The sequence below is a fragment of the Corallococcus silvisoli genome (assembly GCF_009909145.1).
GTDB classification, from domain to species: Bacteria; Myxococcota; Myxococcia; order Myxococcales; family Myxococcaceae; genus Corallococcus; species Corallococcus silvisoli.
In genome coordinates this window covers 60,143-82,465 of sequence record NZ_JAAAPJ010000028.1, presented here as the reverse complement: position 1 = coordinate 82,465, position 22,323 = coordinate 60,143, and the positions used below count along the sequence as shown (strand labels likewise).

General features: G+C 70.8%; 21 protein-coding genes and 2 riboswitches. Of the genes, 9 read left to right on the top strand and 12 right to left on the bottom strand.

What is annotated here, in order from left to right; genetic code table 11:
• The first annotated feature begins 5 nt into the window (after positions 1–5).
• Complete coding sequence (locus tag GTY96_RS38105) at positions 6–1,193, top strand: transglutaminase domain-containing protein (RefSeq protein WP_407926995.1); 1,188 nt, start codon at positions 6–8, stop codon at positions 1,191–1,193.
• On the opposite strand, the gene GTY96_RS35630 is transcribed toward GTY96_RS38105, so the two are convergent.
• Positions 1,177–2,202, bottom strand: coding sequence for an arginine N-succinyltransferase (locus tag GTY96_RS35630; RefSeq protein ID WP_161667050.1), 1,026 nt, complete (start codon positions 2,200–2,202; stop codon positions 1,177–1,179). The two genes, GTY96_RS38105 and GTY96_RS35630, sit on opposite strands and share 17 nt — an antisense overlap.
• Positions 2,203–2,540: 338 nt before the next feature.
• Between GTY96_RS35630 and GTY96_RS35625 the strand changes: the two genes are divergently transcribed.
• Complete coding sequence (locus tag GTY96_RS35625) at positions 2,541–3,611, top strand: polysaccharide lyase (RefSeq protein ID WP_407926994.1); 1,071 nt, start codon at positions 2,541–2,543, stop codon at positions 3,609–3,611.
• Between the two features lie 49 nt (positions 3,612–3,660).
• Here the strand turns inward: GTY96_RS35625 and GTY96_RS35620 are convergent, their stop codons facing one another.
• The 8 genes from GTY96_RS35620 to GTY96_RS35585 all read right to left on the bottom strand — a co-directional run bounded on the left by GTY96_RS35620 (position 3,661) and on the right by GTY96_RS35585 (position 12,271).
• Positions 3,661–3,951: a hypothetical protein gene (locus GTY96_RS35620; protein WP_143902448.1), complete on the bottom strand. Its 291-nt coding sequence runs from the start codon at positions 3,949–3,951 to the stop codon at positions 3,661–3,663.
• 37 nt (positions 3,952–3,988) lie between these two features.
• A complete protein-coding gene (locus GTY96_RS35615) occupies positions 3,989–5,188 on the bottom strand; it encodes a thiolase family protein (RefSeq protein WP_143902446.1) in 1,200 nt (399 codons plus the stop codon).
• 30 nt (positions 5,189–5,218) lie between these two features.
• The gene (locus GTY96_RS35610) at positions 5,219–5,992 is read right to left on the bottom strand and encodes a CoA-transferase subunit beta (RefSeq protein WP_235686107.1); all 774 of its coding nucleotides are present in this window, start codon (positions 5,990–5,992) and stop codon (positions 5,219–5,221) included.
• Complete coding sequence (locus tag GTY96_RS35605) at positions 5,982–6,890, bottom strand: CoA transferase subunit A (RefSeq protein ID WP_143902444.1); 909 nt, start codon at positions 6,888–6,890, stop codon at positions 5,982–5,984. The genes GTY96_RS35610 and GTY96_RS35605 overlap by 11 nt, the downstream gene beginning before the upstream one ends.
• A gap of 13 nt (positions 6,891–6,903) precedes the next feature.
• Positions 6,904–8,256, bottom strand: a complete 1,353-nt coding sequence (locus tag GTY96_RS35600; protein ID WP_143902442.1) for an acetyl ornithine aminotransferase family protein — start codon at positions 8,254–8,256, stop codon at positions 6,904–6,906.
• A 13-nt stretch (positions 8,257–8,269) separates the two neighbouring features.
• A complete protein-coding gene (locus GTY96_RS35595; protein WP_143902440.1) occupies positions 8,270–9,829 on the bottom strand; it encodes an aldehyde dehydrogenase family protein in 1,560 nt (519 codons plus the stop codon).
• On the bottom strand, positions 9,826–11,172 hold the full coding sequence (locus GTY96_RS35590) for an aminotransferase family protein (protein ID WP_235686106.1): 1,347 nt from the start codon (positions 11,170–11,172) through the stop codon (positions 9,826–9,828). The genes GTY96_RS35595 and GTY96_RS35590 overlap by 4 nt, the downstream gene beginning before the upstream one ends.
• A gap of 430 nt (positions 11,173–11,602) precedes the next feature.
• Positions 11,603–11,819, bottom strand: a riboswitch (cobalamin riboswitch).
• 35 nt (positions 11,820–11,854) lie between these two features.
• Positions 11,855–12,271 carry an acyl-CoA thioesterase gene (locus GTY96_RS35585; protein WP_161667049.1) on the bottom strand — a complete coding sequence of 139 codons (417 nt, stop codon included), beginning with the start codon at positions 12,269–12,271 and terminating at the stop codon, positions 11,855–11,857.
• Positions 12,272–12,445: 174 nt separating this feature from the next.
• A riboswitch (cobalamin riboswitch) is annotated at positions 12,446–12,658 on the bottom strand.
• Positions 12,659–12,752: 94 nt separating this feature from the next.
• Here GTY96_RS35585 and GTY96_RS35580 point away from each other — a divergent pair.
• The 5 genes from GTY96_RS35580 to GTY96_RS35560 all read left to right on the top strand — a co-directional run bounded on the left by GTY96_RS35580 (position 12,753) and on the right by GTY96_RS35560 (position 16,514).
• Complete coding sequence (locus GTY96_RS35580) at positions 12,753–13,562, top strand: hypothetical protein (protein WP_161667048.1); 810 nt, start codon at positions 12,753–12,755, stop codon at positions 13,560–13,562.
• Positions 13,559–14,476: a type VI immunity family protein gene (locus GTY96_RS35575; protein WP_143902434.1), complete on the top strand. Its 918-nt coding sequence runs from the start codon at positions 13,559–13,561 to the stop codon at positions 14,474–14,476. The genes GTY96_RS35580 and GTY96_RS35575 overlap by 4 nt, the downstream gene beginning before the upstream one ends.
• A 61-nt stretch (positions 14,477–14,537) precedes the next feature.
• A complete protein-coding gene (locus GTY96_RS35570) occupies positions 14,538–15,824 on the top strand; it encodes a TIGR04013 family B12-binding domain/radical SAM domain-containing protein (RefSeq protein WP_370456585.1) in 1,287 nt (428 codons plus the stop codon).
• Between the two features lie 24 nt (positions 15,825–15,848).
• Positions 15,849–16,187 (top strand): hypothetical protein, encoded by a 339-nt coding sequence (locus GTY96_RS35565; RefSeq protein ID WP_143902432.1) that lies wholly within the window; start codon positions 15,849–15,851, stop codon positions 16,185–16,187.
• 81 nt (positions 16,188–16,268) lie between these two features.
• On the top strand, positions 16,269–16,514 hold the full coding sequence (locus GTY96_RS35560; protein WP_143902430.1) for a hypothetical protein: 246 nt from the start codon (positions 16,269–16,271) through the stop codon (positions 16,512–16,514).
• A 47-nt stretch (positions 16,515–16,561) separates the two neighbouring features.
• Here GTY96_RS35560 and GTY96_RS35555 read toward each other — a convergent pair whose 3' ends face one another.
• The 3 genes from GTY96_RS35555 to aceB form a co-directional block, all read right to left on the bottom strand.
• Positions 16,562–16,954, bottom strand: a complete 393-nt coding sequence (locus GTY96_RS35555) for a hypothetical protein (protein ID WP_143902428.1) — start codon at positions 16,952–16,954, stop codon at positions 16,562–16,564.
• Positions 16,955–17,177: 223 nt separating this feature from the next.
• On the bottom strand, positions 17,178–18,464 hold the full coding sequence (aceA, locus tag GTY96_RS35550) for an isocitrate lyase (RefSeq protein ID WP_143902426.1): 1,287 nt from the start codon (positions 18,462–18,464) through the stop codon (positions 17,178–17,180).
• 59 nt (positions 18,465–18,523) lie between these two features.
• Positions 18,524–20,146: a malate synthase A gene (gene aceB / locus GTY96_RS35545; protein ID WP_143902424.1), complete on the bottom strand. Its 1,623-nt coding sequence runs from the start codon at positions 20,144–20,146 to the stop codon at positions 18,524–18,526.
• A gap of 272 nt (positions 20,147–20,418) precedes the next feature.
• On the opposite strand from aceB, the gene GTY96_RS35540 reads away from it, so the two are divergent.
• Positions 20,419–20,778, top strand: a complete 360-nt coding sequence (locus GTY96_RS35540) for a PspC domain-containing protein (RefSeq protein WP_161667047.1) — start codon at positions 20,419–20,421, stop codon at positions 20,776–20,778.
• 97 nt (positions 20,779–20,875) lie between these two features.
• Positions 20,876–22,273, top strand: a complete 1,398-nt coding sequence (fumC, locus tag GTY96_RS35535) for a class II fumarate hydratase (protein WP_161667046.1) — start codon at positions 20,876–20,878, stop codon at positions 22,271–22,273.
• Positions 22,274–22,323: the final 50 nt, after the last annotated feature.

The following is a 22,323-nucleotide window of genomic DNA, read 5'->3' as shown; positions in this document are numbered from 1 at the left end:
GATACATGAAGGCCCTCTTCGCCATCGCGATGCTGGTGTTCCCGGGAATCCCCGCCAGCACGGGCACCGAAGCCGGGAGGGCCGCCCGGTTCGTCTTCGCGTGGCGGGGCGTGCCGGTGGGGACGGTCTCCCTGGCGCTGGACGCGGGGCGGTTCACGTACACCAGCCGGCACCTGCACGTGCGCGAAGGCCGGGCGGGTGAGCGCGTGCGCGAGGTGACGCTCGCGGTGGATCCCACGGGGCGCGTGAAGGACGCGGACGCGGTGCCGCAGGCGCTGTGGCTGTGGAGAGGGCCGCCGCCCGAGGGCTGCGTGAAGGGCCGGGAGGAGCTGTCCGGCCAGGAGGGCCTTCACTGTGTCACGACGCGGAGCGCGACGAGCGTGGAGGGCACGATGCTCGGCGCGCGCTTCCGTGCCCGCTACGACGCGCGGGGATGGCTCCAGGCGGTGGAGGTGGGCGACTCGAGCTTCACGGCGGCGCCGCCAGGGGAGCGGCTGCGAGCGCCCCCGGAGCTCTTCGCGGACGGCGTCCCCGTGGAGGGAGGGACCGAAGGGCCCCTGAGGCTCATGCCAGGCGGGCAGGCAGGGCACGAACCATCGCCTGGCGCTGCCTCGGCCTCGGCGGGAGCGACCGTCGCATCGGGCGCCGCGGAGGGGAGGGCGCCGCGGGCCGGAGTGGGCGCTGACACGAGCGGCGGCGCCGAGCGGCGAGCCGCCGCTGATGGCGTGAACCGCGCCAGCACCCTCGTGGTCCCCAGCCGCCTGCCGGACATGACGGAGTGGTCGCCGGACGCGGCACGGGCCCTGTCCGCGAAGGTGCACGCGGCCTTCCCGGACAAGGGGCCCACGGCGGCGGACTGGCGGGCGGGAGGGGAGGGCGAGGCCGGCGGCTGTCTGGCCCATGCGCTGCGCTTCGCGTCCCTGGCGCGCGCCCAGGGGCGGAAGGTGGGGCTGGTGCACGGGCTGCTGGTGGTGGACGGCGGCCCCGCGCGGCCGCACGCCTGGGTTCGGGTGGCGCTGCGCGGGGGCGGGACGCTGGACCTGGACCCCACGTCGTTGGATCCCGTGCGTCCCGATACGCACCTGCCGCTGGCGCTGGTGTCCCCCGAAGGCCCCGGCCTGGAGGCCGGGGAGCGCTGGTTGTCGCTCCTGCGCGGGGACTGGCGCGTGGTGCGCGCTACTCGAACGGAATGATGGACAGCTTCGCGCCGGCCTTCACTTCCAGGATCTCCTTGGCGCGGGCCGGCAGGTAGATGACCGTGTTGTCCAACCGCGCCTGGCACCGCACGGAGCGGAAGCGGTTGCGGCCGGATTCGCGCTCGGCGGCGACGAGCACGTCATCGCCCTCCAGCTCGAAGTCCTCGTCCGCCAGCTTCATCGTGCGGTAGCGGCGCACCAGGCTGACGTCGGCCGTGTTCGCCTCGAAGTGCGGGCCGCCGTCGAACGGGTCGATGCGCTCCACGTACCGGAAGCCCACCCGCTCCAGCATCCGCTGCACGCCGCGCGTGGCCGGCCCCACTTCGCCCAGCACCCGCTGCACGCGATCCGGGAACAGCGACGCGTAGATGTCCGACGCGGGGAACAGCTCCTTGATGAACTCCTTGTTCTGGCGGCTGAGCCGGTCGGCCTCCAGGTAGGTGAGGCCGGTGAACTTCTTCCCGCACGCCTCCCACAGGAGGCTGCGCCCGTCCGGGAGCAGCGGCGGCAACAGCTCCGCCAGGACGCGCGGCCGGAACAGCCGCCGGTGCATGGCGATGAAGAGGAAGCGCACGAAGGACAGCTGCTTGCCGGGCTTGTCCGGCGTCGCCCGGTAGGGCGGGTCCACCACCAGGCCGCCAATCTCCGTGGGGCCTTCGTAGTTGTACGCGATGGACAGCACCTTGTGCCGCAGGTGCCGCTCCAGCGACGCGGAGTAGTGCTCCCGCTCGCTCACCTCGTAGTAGATGTGCGGCGCGTCGTAGGTGCCGTGCTGGGCGATGATCATCGACGTGCCGATGATGAGGCTGTTGCGCACGTCCTCCAGCACGAAGAGGTACTCGCGCTCGAACGGGTCCTTCACCTTGCCGGCGAAGCTCTTCACCGACTTGTCGATGATGGCCTCGAGCGTCTCCTCGTTGTTCGGCAGGTTGACCGTGTTCAGCACCGCGGCAAGACGCTTCAGGCCGGGCAAATCGGTTTTCTGGACGTCTCGCAGCACGAGCATGGGGCACACGAAGAGCGCCCCGGGAAGGGAGCGCCGGAAGGGCCTGCGACCTTACACCACGCCCCCGGGCCGTCAGCCTCCTGCATGCCTCCTTGTCAATGACGCGTTGCGTTCAGGACATCGCCCCCCTGTCCGCTCGGTGGGTGCGGGTGGCCCGGCCCCGAGGTGAAACATGTCTCAAACAGGAGGGCCCCTGGCTGGCCGCATGCCCTGTTGACAAGCATGTTGGAATGTCTTTGGGAGGGAATGAAGTGAGGCGATGAGCTGGGGTAGTGTTTGTTGAAGCTTTGCCGTCAAAGTTTCGCTCCCTCCCCTCCCCCCTCCTCAAGGATTCAGCATTGAAAGCACTGCACCTGTGGCTTGCGATGTGTCTGCTCCCGAGCCTCGCAGCGGCGGAAATCGTCTGGCGTGGGGACTTCGAGACAGGGAATCGCTCGCAATACAGCTCGGAGCAGATGGTGAGTTCGGACCGGCTCCAGGTGGTGACGAGCCCGGTGGCGGAGGGCAAGTACGCGCTGAAGGCGACGGTGAAGCAGGGGGATGACCCCATCAACTCCAGCGGCAACCGCAACGAGCTGGTCTACCTGAGCCGCGACAAGGTGGGGTCGGAGTACTGGTATCGCTGGAAGGTGATGTTCGCGAACGACTTCCCCAGCGTGGACTCGTGGCAGCTCTTCACGCAGTGGCACCACGACGGGTGCTGTGGCTCGCCGCCGGTGGAGTTCTTCGTCAAGGGCGAGCTCATCCGGCTGAACGTGAACGAGAGCGGCACGGTGTGGAGCGCGGCGCTCAAGCGCGGCGTGTGGCAGGAGTTCATCTTCCACGTGAAGTGGTCGCCGGACGCGGCGGTGGGCTTCGTGGAGCTGTGGCACAACGGCGTGCAGGTGCTGACGAAGCGCAAGGCGATGACGATGTTCGCCGGTCAGAACAACTACCTGAAGCTGGGCCTGTACCGGGACGACACCATCAAGCCGGTCGGCGTCGTCTACCACGACGGGTTCATCCAGGCGACGAGCCGCGAGGACGTGTTTCCGGTGGTGAAGCCGGATCCGGTGGTGGACGCGGGCACGCCCGCGGTGGACGCGGGCACGCCCGCGGTGGACGCGGGCACGCCTCCGGTGGATCCGGTCGTGGACGCGGGGACGCCGCCCGTGGACCCGGTGGTGGACGCGGGTACGCCCGTGGAGCCGGTGGCGGACGCGGGTACGCCCGTGGAGCCGGTGGCGGATGCGGGCGTGGCGGATGCAGGCATGGACCTGGGGACGGGCACGGGCGTGAAGCCGTCGCCGCTGGACGAGGGCGACGTGGACTTCCGCGGCGGGTGCTCCGCGAGCGGCGGGTCGCTGGCCGCGTTCTCGCTGCTGGGGCTCCTGGGGCTGATGCAGGCCCGCCGCCGCCGCCGGAGCTGAGCGGGCGAAGGCGCTCCCCGCTCCGGCAGGTTCGGAGCGGGAGGCGGGCTCAGCCCTTCGTGCGGCGCACGAGCGTCACCGCGTCCGCGCGCTCACCGACGAGCAGCCGCGTCGGGTCCCAGCTCCACACGCCCTCCGTGCTGGAGGGCGCGGCGCCCCCGAACGTGGGCAGCTCCGTCCACGGCAGGTCGGTCAGGCCCTGTCCCCAGCGCTGGAGGACGGCCGCCAGATCCTCCAGCCCCTGGAGGGGACCGGACTCGTGGGCGCCATCGGGGAACGCCACCGTGTAGCGCCAGCCAGACCCTCTGTCGTGGAAGGTGATGCGCAGGGTCGGTGTCATGGACGGCTCCTCGGGGCTCCGCGTCGTTCGCTCGGACTCACCGCTCCACCGTCATCGCCAGTCCCTGGCCCACGCCGACGCACAGCGCGGCCAGTCCCCGTCGTGCCCCGCGGCGCTCCAGCTCGTGGACGAGCGTGGTCACGATGCGCGCGCCGCTCGCGCCCAGCGGGTGGCCCAGGGCAATGGCGCCGCCGTTCACGTTCACGCGCTCGGGCGCCAGCTCCAGGTCGCGCATGCACGCGAGCGCCTGCGCGGCGAAGGCCTCGTTCAGCTCCACCAGGTCCAGCGAGTCCGTCGTCCAGCCCGCGCGCTCCAGCGCCTTCCGCGTCGCCGGCACCGGGCCTGCGCCCATGAAGCGCGGATCCACGCCCACGCTCGCGCTGCTCACGAACCGGGCCAGGGGCGTCCTGCCGGAGGCCTTCAGCGCGCGCTCGCTCATCAGCACCACCGCGGCCGCGCCGTCGTTGAGCGTCGACGCGTTGCCCGCCGTCACGCTCCCTCCCTCGCGGAACGCGGCGCGCAGCGAGGACAGCTTCGGAAGCGACGTGTCGGCGCGCGGCCCCTCGTCCTCCGTCACGCGCAGGGGAGGCCCCTTGCGTTGGGGGACCTCCACCGGCAGCAGCTCTCGCGCGAAGTGCCCGGCTCCCCGCGCGGCCACCGCCTTCTGATGCGAGGCCAGGGCGAAGGCGTCCTGCGCCTCGCGCGAGATGCCCCACTTCTCCGCCACGTTCTCCGCGGTCTCGCCCATCTGCTCCAGCGGGAAGCGCTCCGCGAGCCGAGGGTTCGGGTAGCGCCAGCCGAGCGCGGTGTCCCACGCCTCCATCCGCCCGGAGGGGAAGCCCTCCTCGGGCTTGGGCATGGACCAGGGGGCGCGCGTCATGGACTCCACGCCGCCCGCGAGCACCATGTCCGCCTCCCCCAGGCGGATCATCCGGCACCCCTGGATGATGGCCTCCAGGCCGCTCGCGCAGAGCCGGTTGACGGTGACGCCGGGCACGCCCTGGGGCAGCCCCGCGAGCAGCAGCGCCATCCGCGCCACGTTGCGGTTGTCCTCGCCCGCCTGGTTCGCGCAGCCGAGGAACACCTCGTCCACCCGCGACGCGTCCAGCCCCTGCCGCGTCACCAGCGCACGGAGCACGTGCGCGGCCAGGTCATCCGGCCGCACGGACTGGAGCGCGCCCCGGTAACGCCCGATGGGTGTTCGCACCGCATCGACGATGAAGGCTTCGGACGACATGGGACTTGGGCTCCGGGGGACAGCGGGGACTCAGAGATACAGGCGCTTCGGATCCAGCTTCTCGCGCAGCAGGTGCAGCACCGCCGCGTCCGGTGACGCGCCCGTCTTCACCTCGGGCGCCACCTTGAGCGGCCAGCCGCAGGCGGCCTTCACCTGCTCCGGGGTGACGCCCGCGTACACCTCGGTGAGCACCGCCTCGCCCGTCTCGTCGAAGCTCAGCACGCCCAGGTCCGTGATGATGCGGGTGGGGCCGCCGCCGGGCATGCCCAGCTCCTTCCGGGAGCGCCCGTTCATGCGGTGGCCCGGGCTGGTGACGAAGTCGCAGCGCTCCACGAAGGTGCGCGGGCTCATCCGCATGATGATGAGCAGCCGCCGCGCATGGACCGCGATCTCACAGGCCCCGCCGCTGCCCGGCAGCCGGACCTTCGGGTTCGCGTAGTCGCCGATGACGGTGGTGTTGAGGTTTCCCCACCGGTCCACCTGCGCGCCGCCCAGGAAGCCCACTTCGATGTGTCCCCGTTGCAGCAGGCACTGGAAGATGTCCGCCTGCCCCACCACCGCGAGCGAGTCCGTCACCAGCGACGGGTCGCCAATGGACACCGGCAGCCGCTCCGGGATGGCGCCCACCGCGCCGGACTCGTAGATCATGAACAGGCCCGGCGCATGCGTGGCCCGCGCCAGGTTGCACGCGAGGTTCGGCAGGCCGATGCCCACGAACACCACGTCCCCGTCGTGCAGCTCGCGGGCGGCGCGGAACGCCATGCGCTCGCTGGCGCTGGCCGTCGTGGCCGCGTCAGTACCCATAGTCCACCCCCGCGCAAGGCCGGGGCTTCGCCCGCAGCTTGTCGAGCAACCCCGCCTCCAGCCGCTCCAGGTAGCCGCGCCGGTCCTTCACGCCGTGGACGAAGGCCTCCAGGTAGTCCTGGTACGTCTTCGGCTGGCGCGAGATGTCCTCCCACTTCACGTAGAAGTCGTTGTCCCGGTCGTGGAAGCCCTGCACGAAGCTGGGGTGGCAGCCCCAGGGCTCATGCACCACGTGGCTGACGATGATGCCGGGCACAACGGTGCGGTTCGGATCCGCGCGGATGACCTCCGTGGGGACGATCTCCTCCGCCACGACCACGACCCGCTTCGCCGCGAAGGCCGCTTCCTTCTGGGAGCCCAGCAGCCCCCACACCTGCGCGTTGCCCTCCCGGTCCGCGCGCTGGCAGTGGAGGACGGTCACGTCCGGGTTCAGCGCGGGCACCGTGGCCAGCTCCCGCCCGGTGTACGGACAGCGCACGGTGCGGATGTTCGTGTTCACCCGCGCGATGTCGCCGCCGAAGTAGTTGTCGAGCGGCCAGAACGGCAGCCCCGCCGCCGCCGCTTGCAGGCGCGACAGCAGCCCGAAGTGCGAGTACTCCTCCAGCTCCAGCCGCTCGGCGCAGCCCGCCTCGCTGCGGCGCCGGAGCGCGTGCAGGCTGCCCACGCCCGGGTTGCCGGCCCAGCTGAACACCAGCCGCTTCACGCAGCCGGCTTCGATGAGCTGGTCGTAGACGAGGTCCGGCGTGAGCCGGATGGCGGTGAGGTTGCGCCGGCCCTGGCGGATGATTTCGTGTCCCGCCGCGAAGCAGATGAGGTGGGTGAAGCCATCGATGACGATTGAGTCGCCATCGTGCACGGAGGCCGCGATGGCCTCCTTCATCGAACAGAGCTTGTCCATGGCCGCGCTCCCCTCAGCTCCCCTTCATGCCGTGCCGGACATCCAGCTCCTGGAGGCACGCGCCCAGCACCCCCAGCATCACGTCCACCTCGTGCCGGCCCACCACCAGCGGGGGCGCGAAGCGGATGGTGGACTTGCCGCACGACAGCAGCAGCAGGCCCTTCTGGAACGCCAGCTGCTCCAGGTCCGCCACGTACGCGCTCGCGGGCTCCCGGGTGTTCGGGTGCACGAACTCGGCGCCCACCATCAGGCCCACGCCGCGCACGTCGCCGATGACGGGGTGTCCGCGCTGGAGCGCCTTGAGGCCCGATTGGAGGTGCTCGCCCGTGTCCCGCACGCTGTCCAGCAGGCCCTCCACGACGTCCAGCGTGGCGAGCGCGGCGGCGCAGCACACCGGGTTGCCGCCGTAGGTGCTGCCGTGGGAGCCGCGCGGCCAGGTCATCACCGCTTCGCGCGCGATGATGGCCCCCAGCGGCATCCCGGACGCGATGCCCTTGGCGGACAGCAGGATGTCCGGCATCACCCCGAAGTGCTCCGCCGCGAACATCCGTCCGGTGCGGCCGATGCCGGACTGCACCTCGTCGAACACCAGCAGGATGCCGTGCGCGTCGCACAGCCGGCGCAGGTCCTGGAGGAAGCCCGCGGACGGCACCACGTAGCCGCCCTCGCCCAGGATGGGCTCCACGAAGATGGCGGCCACCTCGCGCGGGTCCACGTGGTTGACGAACCAGTCCGTCTCCAGCAGGCGCACCGGGTTGCAGGCGTCGCCGCACGCGCCGGGCGCGCAGCCGTTCGCGCAGCGGTACGGGTTGGCGTAGGGGATGTGCAGCACGCCCGGCAGCAGCGGGCCGAAGAACGCGCGCTGGGCCACCTTGGAGGAGTTGAGGGAGATGGCGCCATAGGTGCGGCCGTGGAAGCCGCCCTTGAAGGCGATGATGGTCTGCCGGCGCGTGTGGTGGCGCGCGAGCTTGAGCGCGCCCTCCACGGCCTCGGTGCCGGAGTTGGTGAGGAAGACCTTCTTGGGGCCCATCTCCGGCAGGTAGTTCGCCAGCCGCTCACAGAGGCGCGAGAAGCCGTCGTAGTAGAAGTCCGTGCCGCAGATGTGGAGGAAGCGGCCCGCGGCCTCCTGGATGGCCTTCACCACGTGCGGGTGCGCGTGCCCCGTGGCGGCCACGGCGATGCCCGCCATGAAGTCCAGGAAGCGGTTGCCGTCCACGTCGTGGACCCACGGCCCCTCGCCGCGCTCCACCACCAGGGGGTACTCCTTGATGTACGACGGCGAGGTGTAGCGCTTGTCCAGGTCGATGATGGCCCGGGCGTTGGGCCCCGGGGGCGCGACCTTCACTTCGGGATAGAGCGGGTGCATGGGGTCTTCCAGGTCAACCCATCCGGGTCTGGGACTGCTCGCGCATGAACTGCGAGACGTAATAGGGACCGCAGCCGCCCTTGCCGCTGGAGCCGCTGGCCTTCCAGCCGCAGAAGGGCTGCACGCCGGGCCACGCGCCCGTCGTCGCGCCCGTGCGGCGGTTGGCGTAGAGCACCCCGGCGTCCGCGCGGGCCATGAACGCCTCCACGGTGGCCGGGTCCTCGCTGAAGATGCCGGCGGTGAGGCCGTAGGCGCTGTCGTTGAGCCGCGCCAGCGCCTCGTCCAGCGTGCGGAAGGTCGCCACGCCGACGAAGGGCAGGAACAGCTCGTCGCGCATCAGCCGGTGGTCGTGCGGCAGCTCCACCACCGTGGGCGCGACGAAGTGGCCGTGCGAGAGCGACGCGTCCAGGGCCGGTGCGCCGCCGCCCGCGTGCACGGTGCCGTCGCGCCGCGCCTCCGCCACGGCCTCTTCGAAGCGGCGGACGGAGGCCGCGTTGATGACCGGCCCCATGAAGACGGACGCGAGCGCGGGGTCCCCCACCACCGTGTCGCGGGCCTTCCGGGCCAGCCGTTCGAGGAAGTCGCGGCGCACGTCCTCGTGCACGTAGATGCGCGACAGCGCGCTGCACTTCTGGCCGGACATCCCGAACGCCGAGCGGTGGCAGCCCTCCACCGCCGCCTCCAGGTCCGCGTCCTTGCAGACAACGGTCGCGTTCTTCCCGCCCAGCTCCAGCAGCGCGGGCCGCACGTGCTCCGCGGTGAGCTGGCGGTGGATCTCCATGCCCACCGTGCTGCTGCCGGTGAAGGCCACGCCGTCCACCGCGGGGTGGCGCACCAGCGCCGCGCCCAGGCGTTCGCCCTCGCCGTGCACCACCTGGAACACGCCGTCCGGCAGGCCCGCGTCCTTCAAGGCGTGGAAGAGGCCGTCCGCGCAACCCGGGGCCTCCTCGCTGGGCTTGAGGATGACGGCGTTGCCGCCCAGCAGCGCGCCCGCGCTCATCCCCGCCGCCAGCGCGAGCGGGAAGTTGAAGGGGGAGATGACGACGAAGACGCCGTAGGGGCGCAGCACGCTGCGCGTGTCCTCGCGGGGAGACAGGCGCGCCATGGGGAGGTGGAAGCCGCGCGCGGACTCCACCTGCCCGGCGTAGTAGCGCAGCAGGTCCGCGGCCTCCTCCACGTCGCCCAGGGCCTCCAGCCGGTTCTTGCCCACCTCCAGCGTCATCCCCGCCGCCAGCTCCCACCGGCGCTCGGAGATGAGGTCGGCGGCGCGGCGCAGGATTTGGACGCGCTCCTCCCACGCGGTGGCGCCCCACGCGCGCTGGGCGTCCTTCGCCGCGCGCACCACGCGGCCCACCTCGCCGGGCGCGGTGCGGTGGAAGCGCCCGATGATTTCGGAGGGCCGCGTGGGGTTGCGGCTGTCCAGCAGGTCCCCGCTGTGGTGCGCCTTGCCGGCGATCCAGGACGGGTACTCCGCGCCCAGGCGCGCGCGCACCGTGGCGAGCGCGGCGTCGAAGCGCGCGTGCAGCTCCGTCAGGTCCGCGTCCAGCACCGAATAGGTGATGCGAAAGGTCATGGCCGCTCCAGGAAACGGGTCAGGCCCCGGGCGAGCAGGTCCACCAGCTCGTCCACCTGGGGCTCGGTGATGATCAACGGCGGGCCCACCATCACCAGGTCGCCGTTCGTCCCGTCGGCGTGGCCGGTGTTGGGCCAGAGGATGAGCCCCAGCGCGAACAGCTCCGCGAGCAGCCCCTCCACGGCCCTGCGCGCGCGAGGGAAGGGCCGCTTCGTGGCCTTGTCCTCCACCAGCTCCACGCCCGCCATCAGCCCCACGCCCTGCACGGAGCCCACGTGGGGCAGGGGCAGCAGGACCTCTCGCAGCCGGCGTTGCAGGTAGGCGCCCACGCGCTCCGCGTGCGCCACCAGGTCGTGCCGTTCGTAGTAGTCCAGCACCGCGAGCCCCGCGGCCGTCATGCACGGCGCCTGGAGGTACGTCTGCGCGTGCATGAAGCCGCCGGAGCCCCGGCGCAGCTCCTCCAGGTGGTCCTCGCGCACCAGCACCGCGCTCAGGGGCGCGTAGCCACCGCTCAGCCCCTTGCCCATCACGAGCACGTCCGGGGTGAAGTCCATGAGGTCGCTCGCGAAGAAGCGGCCGGTGCGCCCGCAGCCGCACATGACCTCGTCGGCGATCATCAGGATGCCGTGGCGCCGGCAGACGGCCGACACCGCCTCGAAGTAGCCGGGCGGCGGCACGGACGCTCCCGCCGATGAACCGATGACGGGCTCCGCCACGAACGCGGCGAGCGTGTCGGGCCCCGCGCGCTGGATGGCCTCCTCCAGGTGCCGCGCGTAGTGCGCCGCCCCGTCGCGCGCGTAGTCCTCCAGGCCGCAGCGGTAGGGGTAGGGCGCGGGCGTGGTGACGACCTGGGACAGCATGGGGCCGAAGAACGTCTGGTAGTGCGGCCGTCCGGACATGGACAGCGCGTAGAGCGTGTTGCCGTGGTAGCCGGGCACGCGCGTGATGACGCGCGAGCGCTGGGGCTGTCCGCGCTCCACCCAGAGCTGCCGGGCGAACTTCACCGCCGCCTCGATGGCCTCCGAACCGGAGCCCAGGAAGGCCGCGCGCTTGAGTCCCTGGGGCGCGTGTTCGCACAGCCGGGTGGCCAGGGCCTCCGTCACCTCGGTGGTGAAGTGGGTGCCGTTGACGTACGCGACCTGGAGGAGCTGCTCATGGACGCGGTCCGCGACCTCGCGGTTGCCATGGCCCACGCTGGCCACCAGCGCGCCCGCGGAGCCGTCCAGGTAGCGGCGGCCCTGCGCGCCGTACAGGTAGATGCCCTGGCCGTGGGTCACGACGGGGAACTCGCGCGACAGGTTGCGCAGGAGCACGTTCCCGTCCGGGTAGCGGATGGCGTTCAAAGACAGACGTCTCCCCAGGCGGCGCGCGTGGAGGGCGCGCTCGCGGTGGATGAAAGGAATTGAGAGGAGGAATGCGCGAAGAGGCGTCAGGCGCGCCGCGCCCGGGGCCTCCCGTGCCGTGTCTGGCTTCCGCGTCCTGTCACTGCTTCGCGCTGTCTTCGCCGCACTCCACGCATCGCTCGTCCTAACGGGCGACCCGCGTCGCCCGGCCAGTGACCCACGAAGGAGGAGGCGAGGTGTCCCGGTGCGACGCCGCGCACCCGGGCCATGGACGGGCCCGAAGACACCGACCCCCACCCCCGCGGGTGGCTGGAGACACGAAGGGAGAAGGGGAGTGTGCCGAGGCGAAAATCCCTGTGAAGACAGGGGCTTGCGCTCGGACCTTCCCGCCCTCCCTCGGGGCTCCAGGTCGAACCGTCCGTGGATGTCTCCCACGGGCCGGATGCGGGCAGGTCTTCGGGCTTGTGAGCGCGTCCGGCGTGAGGCGGGCCGGGGTTCCTACTGGCCGTCACTTCCCGGGGCCCACACGGGCTCCAGTGTCATGGACGGCGGTCGTTCTCACCTACCGCTGCGGGGCAGCCCCGGATTCGGACCGGGTTCCCTTTTCAGCCTGGGTAAACCCAGGCACCAGCATGGCGTCGTCTATACGCCCGGCTTGTTTCAGGTGTCAAGGCAATGTCTGTCATGTCTGGTTCTCCGGCGCGAGCGGCGGCACCGCGGTGGGACGCCGCTCCGCGTCGAGCGCGACCAGGATGAAGCGCCCGCGCGTGCACAGCAGGCGCGCGCCGGACAGCAGGTCCTCCGAGTAGAGCTCCACGTCCACGGTGAGGGAGGTGCGGCCGGTGGCGACGACGCGGCCCACCAGCTCCACCAGCTGGCCCTGGCGCACGGGGGTGTGGAAGTCCACGCGTTCGCTGGACGCGGTGACGACGGTGCGTCGCGCGTAGCGGCTGGCGGTGATGAACGCGGACATGTCCATCAGCCGCAGCGCCTGTCCGCCGAAGAGCGTGCCGTAGTGGTTGGTCTGGTCGGGGAAGACCATGTCGACCATGCGGGTCTCGGTGGCGGACGGAGGGAGGGAAGAAGAAGGGGACGTCATGGCAAGGACTCCTGGCGTGCGGTGCCGCCAGCGCCGAGCGCCGTCGGATCCGGGACACACGGCTCCCGGGCCCGGGACGCGGGCGGTGGCGGACGCACGGGACCGCGAGGGATGACCGGACCTTCCCGCGAGGGGCCGGGGTACCGCCCTGTCGGAGACGATCCTCCGCAGGGGCCGAAGGCAGGTTTTCGGACTCGTGGGCGTGCTTCCGGAGCGCTCCCCACCTGATGGGGATGCCTCCGTGGCGTCTACTGGCCGTCGCTTCCCAGTCCGACTCCGGACCAGTGCGTGTGACAGCGTTCGTTCCCACTCACCGCTGCGGGGCAGCTCCGGATTCGCACCGGATTCCCTTGCTAAACCTCGCGGACTCCCGCGAGGCACCGTCGGCGGGAGGCACGCTAGCCGCGCGGTTCACATCCGCCAAGTGTCCACGAGTGCGTTGGGTTGAAGGCGCTCGCGCTTTCGTGCGAGGAGGCACGACGTGACTCCTCTCCGAAGGATGTGGTGGCTGTGCTACCTCCTGTGGACCGCGTGCGCGGGGCCGGAGGTGAGGGCGCCCCGGAGCTATTCACAGGCGTCGATGGACTCCGCGACGGCCGGATGTCTGCGAAGCCCGGCGTGCGCGTCGCAGGTGGGTGAGGACGCGGTGCTGCCGTGGCTGTCGCGGGCGGCCGCGCGGGCCGGCCAGGCCGCCGCGATGATGCGCCTGTGGGAAGCGGCGGAGGTGGCGCGCGTGGAGCGGGCGCTGGTGGAGTGCGCGAAGCAGGCGAACTTCGAAGTGAACGAGCGGATGCTGGGGCCGGGGAAGCGGACCTCGCCGGAGGTGTGCCGGGAGAAGGTGGTGGACGCGAATGGGCGACAGGTGACGCGGGCGATGCAACTGGGAGAGGCCAAGCACGCGGCGGCACTGGAGTGCGTGCAGCGGGCCCTGGGTGACACGGACGCGGGGCGGTTCAGCCTGGAGCCGCGCTACCTGCGGGACGCGAAGACAGGGCGGATACGGTGGTTGGACCCGGAGGAGGTGGCGCGGTGGCTCGCGGCCGGGCAGTTCCACCTGCTGGTGGGGAGCATCGCGCCCGATGTGGTGCTGCACGCGCTCGGGAACCCCCTGAAGGTCCAGGCCCTCTACGACTTCAAGTTCCCGTGCCCGGCGACCAACGATGCCAGATGGGACACCTATCCGCCGGCAAGCCCCTTCGCCGACAGGCCGCAGAATGCTGTGTACCAGGACCTCTTGGCGAGCGAACGGGCCCCTCTCCTGGTATCCCCCAACATGGGAATCACCCAATGAACGAGCAGGTGCCGACAGTTCGTGAATCGATGGAGATTGAAGGGACGACCGTGGTCCTCATGAGGGAGGGGATCAGCATCGCCTTCTATCTGCGCGCGCCTCACGAAGAGATCGCTCCTGCCCTCTGGCGTGCGCAGGAGCGCTACCGGCGGGCCGTCGAACCGCGACGGCTGCGCTGGTTCTGGGATTGCTACACCGGAGACTGGCCGGAGCTGGATGCGGAGGGAGAGGCGGAGCTCCAGAAGCGGATCCTGAGCCCCTCTTGCTTCGTTGAGGCAAACGAGCTGTCGCACTCCGCGACGGGAGTCGCATTCAGGTATCACGGGAGAGGAAGTGACTCGGCCAGCTTCCACGAGGCCTATCCGGAGAGCACTTGCACGCTGGAGTTCCGGCTGCCCACCGAGTTCCTGGCCGAGCGCGGGCCGGAGTGGATCCGTGCGCTGGCCATCGACCTGGGCCGTGCGCTGCCCTGGGACTCAGGGCATGCGGGCCTGTCGCTCGAAGTGCATGCCTGGACCCGGACCCTCACGCCGCTGCTGCGCGAAACCACCCGGCGCCATCCGGGCTTCGACCTGAACCAGTTGGACCAGCTCGCGCTGCACCTGGGCACGAAGGTCCGCGCCCCCGCATGGCTCACCTTCCTGGGCCCGCCCGTGTTGCAGGAGCTGGGCGGCGCGGAGGGACTGCGCTCCCGGCTGCACGCTCCCGCGACCCAGGTCCAGTCACTCTCCCCGGACCGGGCCGTCGTCTCGTTGGGCCCCGCGCCCGAAGCAGGGGATCTGGACGCGGGTGACACACTGCCCGCGTACCGCGAGCTCGCCCGCGTGCTGGAGCCCTGGCTCTACGCACACCGGGGCTCCTGGGGGGACCTCACCGAAGCCGAGGTCCGCCAGTGGGAGCGCCGCTTCCTCTGACCGCGCACCGGCCGAGCGTGCCCCGTCGCACGCGGGCCCTGTGGCATCATCCCGGGCCGCCATGTCGCTGACGCCTCGCAAGGTCTCGCTCGTCCTGAGCTACCAGTACCCGGGCAAGTACGCCTTCACCGTGCTCGCCGGCGCCGTGGAGGCCGACCCCGCGCTCTCCGACGTGTCGCTGCACTTCCCGCGCAGCCGCGAGGCCCTGCTGGACACCGTGCGCGAGCGCGCGGACGCGGGCGACACCGTCGTCGCCGCGTGGTCCTTCTACTCCGCCAGCTTCGGCCCCTCCGTGGAGGAGCTGCACTGGGTGCGCGAACGGCTGGAGGGCCGCGACGTGCTCTGCATCGCGGGCGGCGTGCACGCCACCGCGGAGACGCTTCAGACGCTCCAGGCCGGCTTCGACCTCGTCGCCGTGGGCGAGGGCGAACACACCCTGCGCGCCCTGCTCGTCCGCGTCCTCCAGGGCGAGGACCCGCGCACGACGCACGGCACCGCGCACCTGAAGGACGGCAAGCTCGTGCAGCACGGTCACGGGGAGGGCGTGCGCCTGGACGACTTCCCCCCGTTCGCCGCGAAGCACGTGAAGTTCGGCGCCATCGAGATCACGCGCGGCTGCATCTACGCCTGCCGCTTCTGCCAGACGCCCTTCATGAGCAAGGCGCGCTTCCGGCACCGCTCCGTGCCCAACATCGCCCGGTGGGCGCGCGAGCTGCGCCTCGCGGGCCGCCGCGACCTGCGCTTCATCACCCCCACGTCCATGTCCTACGGCACCCCGGACGAGACCGTGAACCTGGCCGCGGTGGAGGACCTGCTCGCCGCCGTGACGGAGGCCATGGCCCCGGACGGGCGCATCTACTACGGCACCTTCCCGTCGGAGGTTCGCCCGGAGCACGTCACGCCAGAGGCCCTGGCGCTGCTCAAGCGCTACGTGGCCAACGACAACCTCATCATCGGCGGCCAGTCCGGCTCCGAGCGCATCCTCCAGGCCACCCGGCGCGGCCACGACGTGGAGACCGTGGTGCGCGCCGCGCGGCTCGCGGTGGAGGGCGGCTTCGTCCCCAACGTGGACTTCATCCTGGGCCTGCCCGGCGAGGAGCCCGCGGACGTGGACGCCACCCTGGACCTGATGCAGCGGCTGTCCGACCTGGGCGCGCGCGTGCACGGCCACACCTTCATGCCGCTGCCCGGCACGCCGTTCCGCGACGCGCCGCCCGGCCGGCTGGACGCGCGCACCCGGCAGCGCCTGGACTGGCTCGCGTCCCAGGGCCGCCTGTACGGCCACTGGAAGCAGCAGGGCGTGCTCGCGGAGGCCATCGCCGCCCGCAGACAGCCGCGCGCCCGGTAGCCACACCCGTTACACTGCCGCACGATGGCTGAACAGACGCCGCCCTACTGGCTCCTCATCTCCGTGCTCTTCAGCTCCCAGCCCCTCACGCCCGCGCTGGCGATGACGCTGCACGAGGCCGCCTTCGAGCTGTACTCGCGCGGGGAGGGCTCGCGGGAGGTCGCGGGTGATCTGCTCTCCGGCCGCGTCTCCAACCTGCGCAAGGACGTGTCCCTGGGCGGCATCGCCGGGCCCGCCTTCGAGGCCGAAATCGAGACCGAGCGCGGCTCCGGCGTCGTCCGCTTCGTCCTCACCCGCCAGGGCCTGGAGATGATGAAGGCCCAGGCGCCCACCGCGCAGGCGAAGCCGAAGTACCTCAACTGAGGCAGGGGCGGCCCGTCCGCCCGGCCGCTCCCGGAACGGGGCCCCGTCACCACCTTGAGGACTCAAGGGAGGAGTGACGGCATGGACCCCAAGGACGACTACCTCAAGAAGAGCGCCGGCATCCCGTTGGATCCCGCGAGGCAGAAGGACCCTGACGCGGACGGCGACGAGGTGCCCGCGGAGGGCCGCGCCGACGAGCTCAACGACGTCACCGGGCAGGACGGCGGCCAGCGCACCGACGTGGACAAGCCCTGGCGCGACCCGCGCAGCCGGCACGACGGCATCCGCGACCAGTACAGCGACGACAGCGACAAGAAGAAGCCCTGAGGTTTCCCCCAGGGCTTCGGAACCGCAGCGGCGGCCTGGGGCGCGGACTACTCGCGCTCCAGGTCGATCTTCATCCCGCCCATGTGGAGGATGGACTGGGACATGGTCACCGCGGACATGGTGGCCAGGTCCTCCAGCGCCTGCATCTCCTCGCTCTTGGGCTCCGCGCCGGCCTGCCCCGTCGCCGAGGCCTGCTGGCCGTTGGCGGTCGTGGACGTGGCGCCCGCCGTGTACGTGCCCACCAGCGAGCCGTGCGGCGTGGTCCCCGCCTGCGCCAGCGCGGAGGACACCACCGTGCCGCCCGTCAGCTGCGCGCCCACCTTGGGCTGCGCGGCCGCGCCCGACATCAGCGAGCCGAAGCGGCTGCCCGACACGGAGGAGGCGGTGTTCGTCGTGGCCGGCTGCACCCGAGGACCGGAGAGGGACGTGATGCGGTTCATGGCGGCTCCCTTCAAAGGCCCCGGTCTGCTGGGAGGCACACCCGGGGGCGTGCCTCTGGGGCTTCAAGTTCCTCCCATTATCGCCATGGGTCCCCGGAAGTTGCTGATTCCGGCGCCGCGCCCGCTGGCCCCCCGGCCCTGGGAACGGCGAAGGCCGCGAAATCCCAGGGGAATTCCACTAGGACCCGCGGCCTTCAGGAGAGGCTGGGATGATCCGCCGGGCCTAGAACTGGTGGGCCTCGGTGGACTCGTGCAGGGCCAGGGTGCTGGCGCTGCCGCCGGAGATGACCTCGGCGACCTGGTCGAAGTAGCCGGTGCCCACCTCGCGCTGGTGGCGCGTGGCGGTGTAGCCGTTCTTCTCCGCGCCGAACTCCGACTGCTGCATCTCGCTGTAGGCCGCCATGCCGCGGTCCTTGTACTGACGGGCCAGCTCGTACATGGAGAAGTTCAGCGCGTGGAAGCCCGCCAGGGTGACGAACTGGAACTTGTAGCCCATGGCGCCCAGCTCCCGCTGGAACTTCGCGATGGTGCTGTCGTCCAGGTTCTTCTTCCAGTTGAAGGACGGCGAGCAGTTGTACGCGAGCATCTTGTTGGGGAACTTCTTGTGGATGCCCTCCGCGAAGGCCTTCGCCTGCGCGAGGTCCGGGGTGCTGGTCTCGCACCACACCAGGTCCGCGTAGGGGGCGTACGCCAGGCCGCGCGCGATGGCGCACTCCAGGCCGCCCTTGATGCGGTAGAAGCCCTCCGCCGTGCGGCCCGCCGCCTTGTCGATGAAGGCGTGGTCGTACTCGTCCGCGTCGCTCATCAGCAGCTTGGCGCTGTCCGCGTCCGTGCGAGCCACCACCAGCGTGGACACGCCCATCACGTCCGCCGCCAGGCGCGCCGCGGTCAGCGTGCGCACGAAGTGGCTGGTGGGCACCAGCACCTTGCCGCCCATGTGGCCGCACTTCTTCTCGCTGGCCAGCTGGTCCTCGAAGTGCACGCCCGCGGCGCCCGCTTCGATCATCCCCTTCATCAGCTCATAGGCGTTGAGCGGGCCGCCGAAGCCGGCCTCCGCGTCCGCGAGGATGGGCGCGAACCAGTTGCGGTCATGGCGCCCTTCGGCGTGGTCGATCTGATCCGCGCGGCGCAGGGCGTTGTTGATCTTCTTCACCACGCTGGGGACGGAGTCCACCGGGTAGAGGCTCTGGTCCGGGTACATCTGGCCGGCGGAGTTCGCGTCCGCGGCGACCTGCCAGCCGGACAGGTAGATGGCCTTGAGGCCCGCGCGCACCATCTGCACGGCCTGGTTGCCGGTGAGGGCGCCCAGCGCGTTGATGTACGCGTCCGTGTGGAGCAGCTCCCAGAGGCGGCGCGCGCCCATCTCCGCCAGCGTGTGGCTCACGCGGATGGAGCCGCGGAGCTTCTCCACGTCCTTCTCGGTGTAGTTGCGGGTGATTCCGTCGAAGCGCTGCGCGTGGAGCTTCGCATGGGGGGAGGCATCGGAAGTGGTCGGCGTCGCGTCGTACATGCCAGGACTCCTCGGGGCTGCGGTGAAGGGTTGAAGAAGAACGTCGGTGCTTCGAAACGTCAGGACTTCGCGTCCAGGGCCTCGTAGGCCGGCAGGGTGAGGAAGTCCTCGAAGGCGGGCGCGGTGGACAGCTGCTCGAAGAGCGCGCGGGACTTCTCCATGTGGGCGGGGCCGTAGCGCTCGGGGGCGCCCTCGCGCGCCATCCGCGCCATCTCCTCCGCGAGCAGCTCGCGGAACAGCTCCGGCGTCACCTTGCGGCCGTCCTCCAGCGTGGCCCCGTGGTGGATCCACTGCCACACCTGGGCGCGGGAGATCTCCGCCGTCGCCGCGTCCTCCATCAGGTTGTAGAGGGGCACGCAGCCCAGGCCGCCCAGCCACGCGGCGGTGTACTGGATGCCCACGCGGATGTTGTGGCGCAGGCCCTCCTCGGTGCGCGTGCCGGAGGGAACCTGGAGCAGGTCCGCCTCCGTGACGTGCACGTCCTCGCGCTTGTTGGCCACCTGGTTCGGGCCCTTCATCTGCGCGTCGAAGATCTCCTTCGCCACCGGGACGAGGCCGGGGTGCGCGACCCAGGTGCCGTCGTGGCCGTTCTTCGCCTCGCGCAGCTTGTCCGCGCGGACCTTGGCCATCACCGCGTCGTTGGCGACGGCGTCGCCCTTGATGGGGATGAAGGCGGCCATGCCGCCCATGGCGTGCGCGCCCCGGCGGTGACAGGTCTGGATGAGCAGCTGCGAGTAGGCGTTGAGGAAGCCCTTGTCCATGGTGACCTGACCGCGGTCGGGCAGCACCACGGACGCGTCCGACTGGAGCGTCTTGATGAAGCTGAAGATGTAGTCCCAGCGGCCGCAGTTGAGGCCGGCCGAGTGCTCGCGCAGCTCATGGAGGATTTCGTCCATCTCGAACGCGGCGGGCAGCGTCTCGATGAGGACCGTGGCCTTGATGGTGCCGCGCGGGATGTCCAGCTCGCTCTGGGCCAGGTGGAACACGTCGTTCCACAGCCGGGCCTCCAGGTGGCTCTGCATCTTGGGCAGGTAGAAGTACGGGCCGGTGCCGCGCTGGAGCTGCTCGCGGGCGTTGTGGAAGAAGAACAGGCCGAAGTCGAAGAGCGAGCCGGAGATGGGCTTGCCGTCCACAAGCACGTGGCGCTCCGGCAGGTGCCAGCCGCGCGGGCGCACGAAGAGGACGGCGTGCTGCTCGTTCAGCGCGTACCGCTTCCCGTTCTCCGCCGTGAAGGAGATGGTCTTGCGCACGGCGTCGCGCAGGTTCAGCTGGCCGCGCACCACGTTGTCCCAGGTGGGGCTGTTGGCGTCCTCGAAGTCCGCCATGAAGACGCTGGCGCCGGAGTTGAGCGCGTTGATGATCATCTTGCGGTCCACCGGACCGGTGATCTCCACCCGCCGGTCCTGCAGGTCCGCGGGCACCGGGGACACCGTCCAGTCGCCCTTGCGCACGTCCGCCGTCTCCGGGAGGAAGTGCGGGCGCTCCCCCTTGCGCCAGCCCTGCGCCACCTTCTTGCGCCGCTCCAGCAGGGCCTCGCGCCGCTCCCCGAAGGTGCGCGCCAGCTTCGCCACGAAGGCCATGGCGTCCTGCGTCAGCACCTCCGCGTAGTCCGGATGCCAGGTCCCCTGGACGCTCACGCCGGGGCCGAATGCCGGAGATTCCTGGGGGGTGCTGGCGTCCATGTCGGCTCCTGACGAGATGCGTTGTAAAGGCGGCTCAACGGGCTGAAAGATGCCCCTGCCGTCTGTGGAAGGGAAGTCGGGGTGAATTAGAAGCTGCTTGCCTGTAAGGCTGTCAACACCGCCATCATTAAATCTGTAAATTCACTGACGCACCGGGACAGAACCCCGCGAAATCACGAGTTCTGGGGGATGCAATCACCCGGCGGCGGCCTCCGTAGGTAGGGATGGAGCCCCCATCTCGCCAAGCGGGGGGCGGACGGAGAGGCCAGCTCATGGACGTCACGACGCGGTGCAGGGCTTGTTCGCGGGAGCTGTCCGAGGGGGCGGCGCGGTGTTCGCACTGCCGCACGCGCACGGTGCCGCTGCACCGGGGAGAGGGGCGGGCGCTGCTGGGCGTGTGCGCGGCGTTGGCTCGGGAGCTGGACGTGGACGCCGCGCTGGTGCGGGTGGCGTTCGTGCTCCTGCTGTTCGCGTCCGGAGGGATGAGCCTGCTGCTCTATGTGCTGCTCTGGGGGTTCACCCCGGCGCGGCCCGGAGGCCGGGCCCCCTTCCAGGGGCCGTTGGATTGGATTGCCCGGGTGGGGAGCACGCCCGTGGACGAGGACGCGCCGCGCTGGGAGCGTCGCGTCTGAGCGTCGTATGGGGGCCGCGGAGCACTTGGGCCTGACGGACAGGGGCGAGGATGTTAATCGCGCGGGACATCGTTCCTGTCCGCTGGAGGCCAGCACCGTGAGCACGAAGAACGTTCGCATCGAGAAGGACACCTTCGGTCCCATCGAAGTCCCCGCCGACCGGCTCTGGGGCGCGCAGACGCAGCGAAGCCGCCAGAACTTCGCCATCTCCACGGAGCGCATGCCTCCGGCGCTGGTGCACGCGCTGGTGCTCGTGAAGAAGGCCGCCGCGCTGGTGAACCTGGAGAACGGCACCCTGCCCAAGGACAAGGCCCAGGCCATCGTGAAGGCCGCGGATGAGGTCCTCGCCGGACAGCACGAGGAGGAGTTCCCCCTGCTGGTGTGGCAGACGGGCAGCGGCACCCAGACGAACATGAACTGCAACGAGGTGCTGGCCAACCGCGCCTCGGAGCTCATGGGCGGCGAGCGCGGCGAGGCGCGCAAGGTGCACGCCAACGACGACGTCAACAAGGGCCAGAGCTCCAACGACGTGTTCCCCACCGCGATGAGCGTGGCCGCCGTGGAGGCCGTGGTGAAGCACGTGCTTCCGGAGCTTCAGGCCCTGCGCGACGTGCTGGCCCAGAAGTCCCAGGCGTTCCAGTCCATCGTGAAGATTGGCCGCACGCACCTGCAGGACGCGACGCCGCTCACGCTGGGCCAGGAGTTCAGCGGGTACGTGGCGCAGCTGGAGCGCGCGAAGGGTCACATCGAGGCCGCGCTGCCGCACCTGTCGGAGCTGGCGCTGGGCGGCACCGCCGTGGGCACCGGCCTCAACGCGCCCCCGGGCTACGCCGAGCGCGTGGCGGTGGAGATCGCCAGGCTCACCGGCCATGGCTTCATCACCGCGCCCAACAAGTTCGAGGCGCTGGCCGCCAACGACGCGCTGGTGCAGGCGCACGGCGCGCTCAAGGGCCTGGCGGCGGTGCTGTTCAAGGTGGCCAATGACATCCGGTGGCTGTCGTCCGGGCCGCGCTCGGGCATTGGCGAAATCAACATCCCGGAGAACGAGCCGGGCAGCTCCATCATGCCGGGCAAGGTGAACCCCACGCAGAGCGAGGCGCTCACCATGCTGTGCGCCCAGGTGATGGGGAACGACGTGGCCATCTCCCTGGGCGGCGCGTCCGGCAACTTCGAGCTGAACGTCTTCAAGCCGCTGCTCATCCAGAACTTCCTCCAGAGCTGCCGGCTGCTGGCGGACGGGATGCGCAGCTTCCGGCTGAACTGCGCGGTGGGCATCGAGCCCAACCTCCCGCGCCTCCAGGAGAACCTCCAGCGCAGCCTGATGCTGGTGACGGCGCTCAACCCGCACATCGGCTACGACAACGCGGCGAGGATCGCCAAGACGGCGCACAAGCAGGGCAGGACGCTCAAGGAGGTCGCGGTGGAGCTGGGGCTCGTCACCGAAGAACAGTTCGACCAGTGGGTCCGCCCGGAGAAGATGACCGGGGGGCTGTAGGCCGCCGTCCGACCCCCGGGGGCCGCCCCGGGCCCCCCAATCGTGGGACA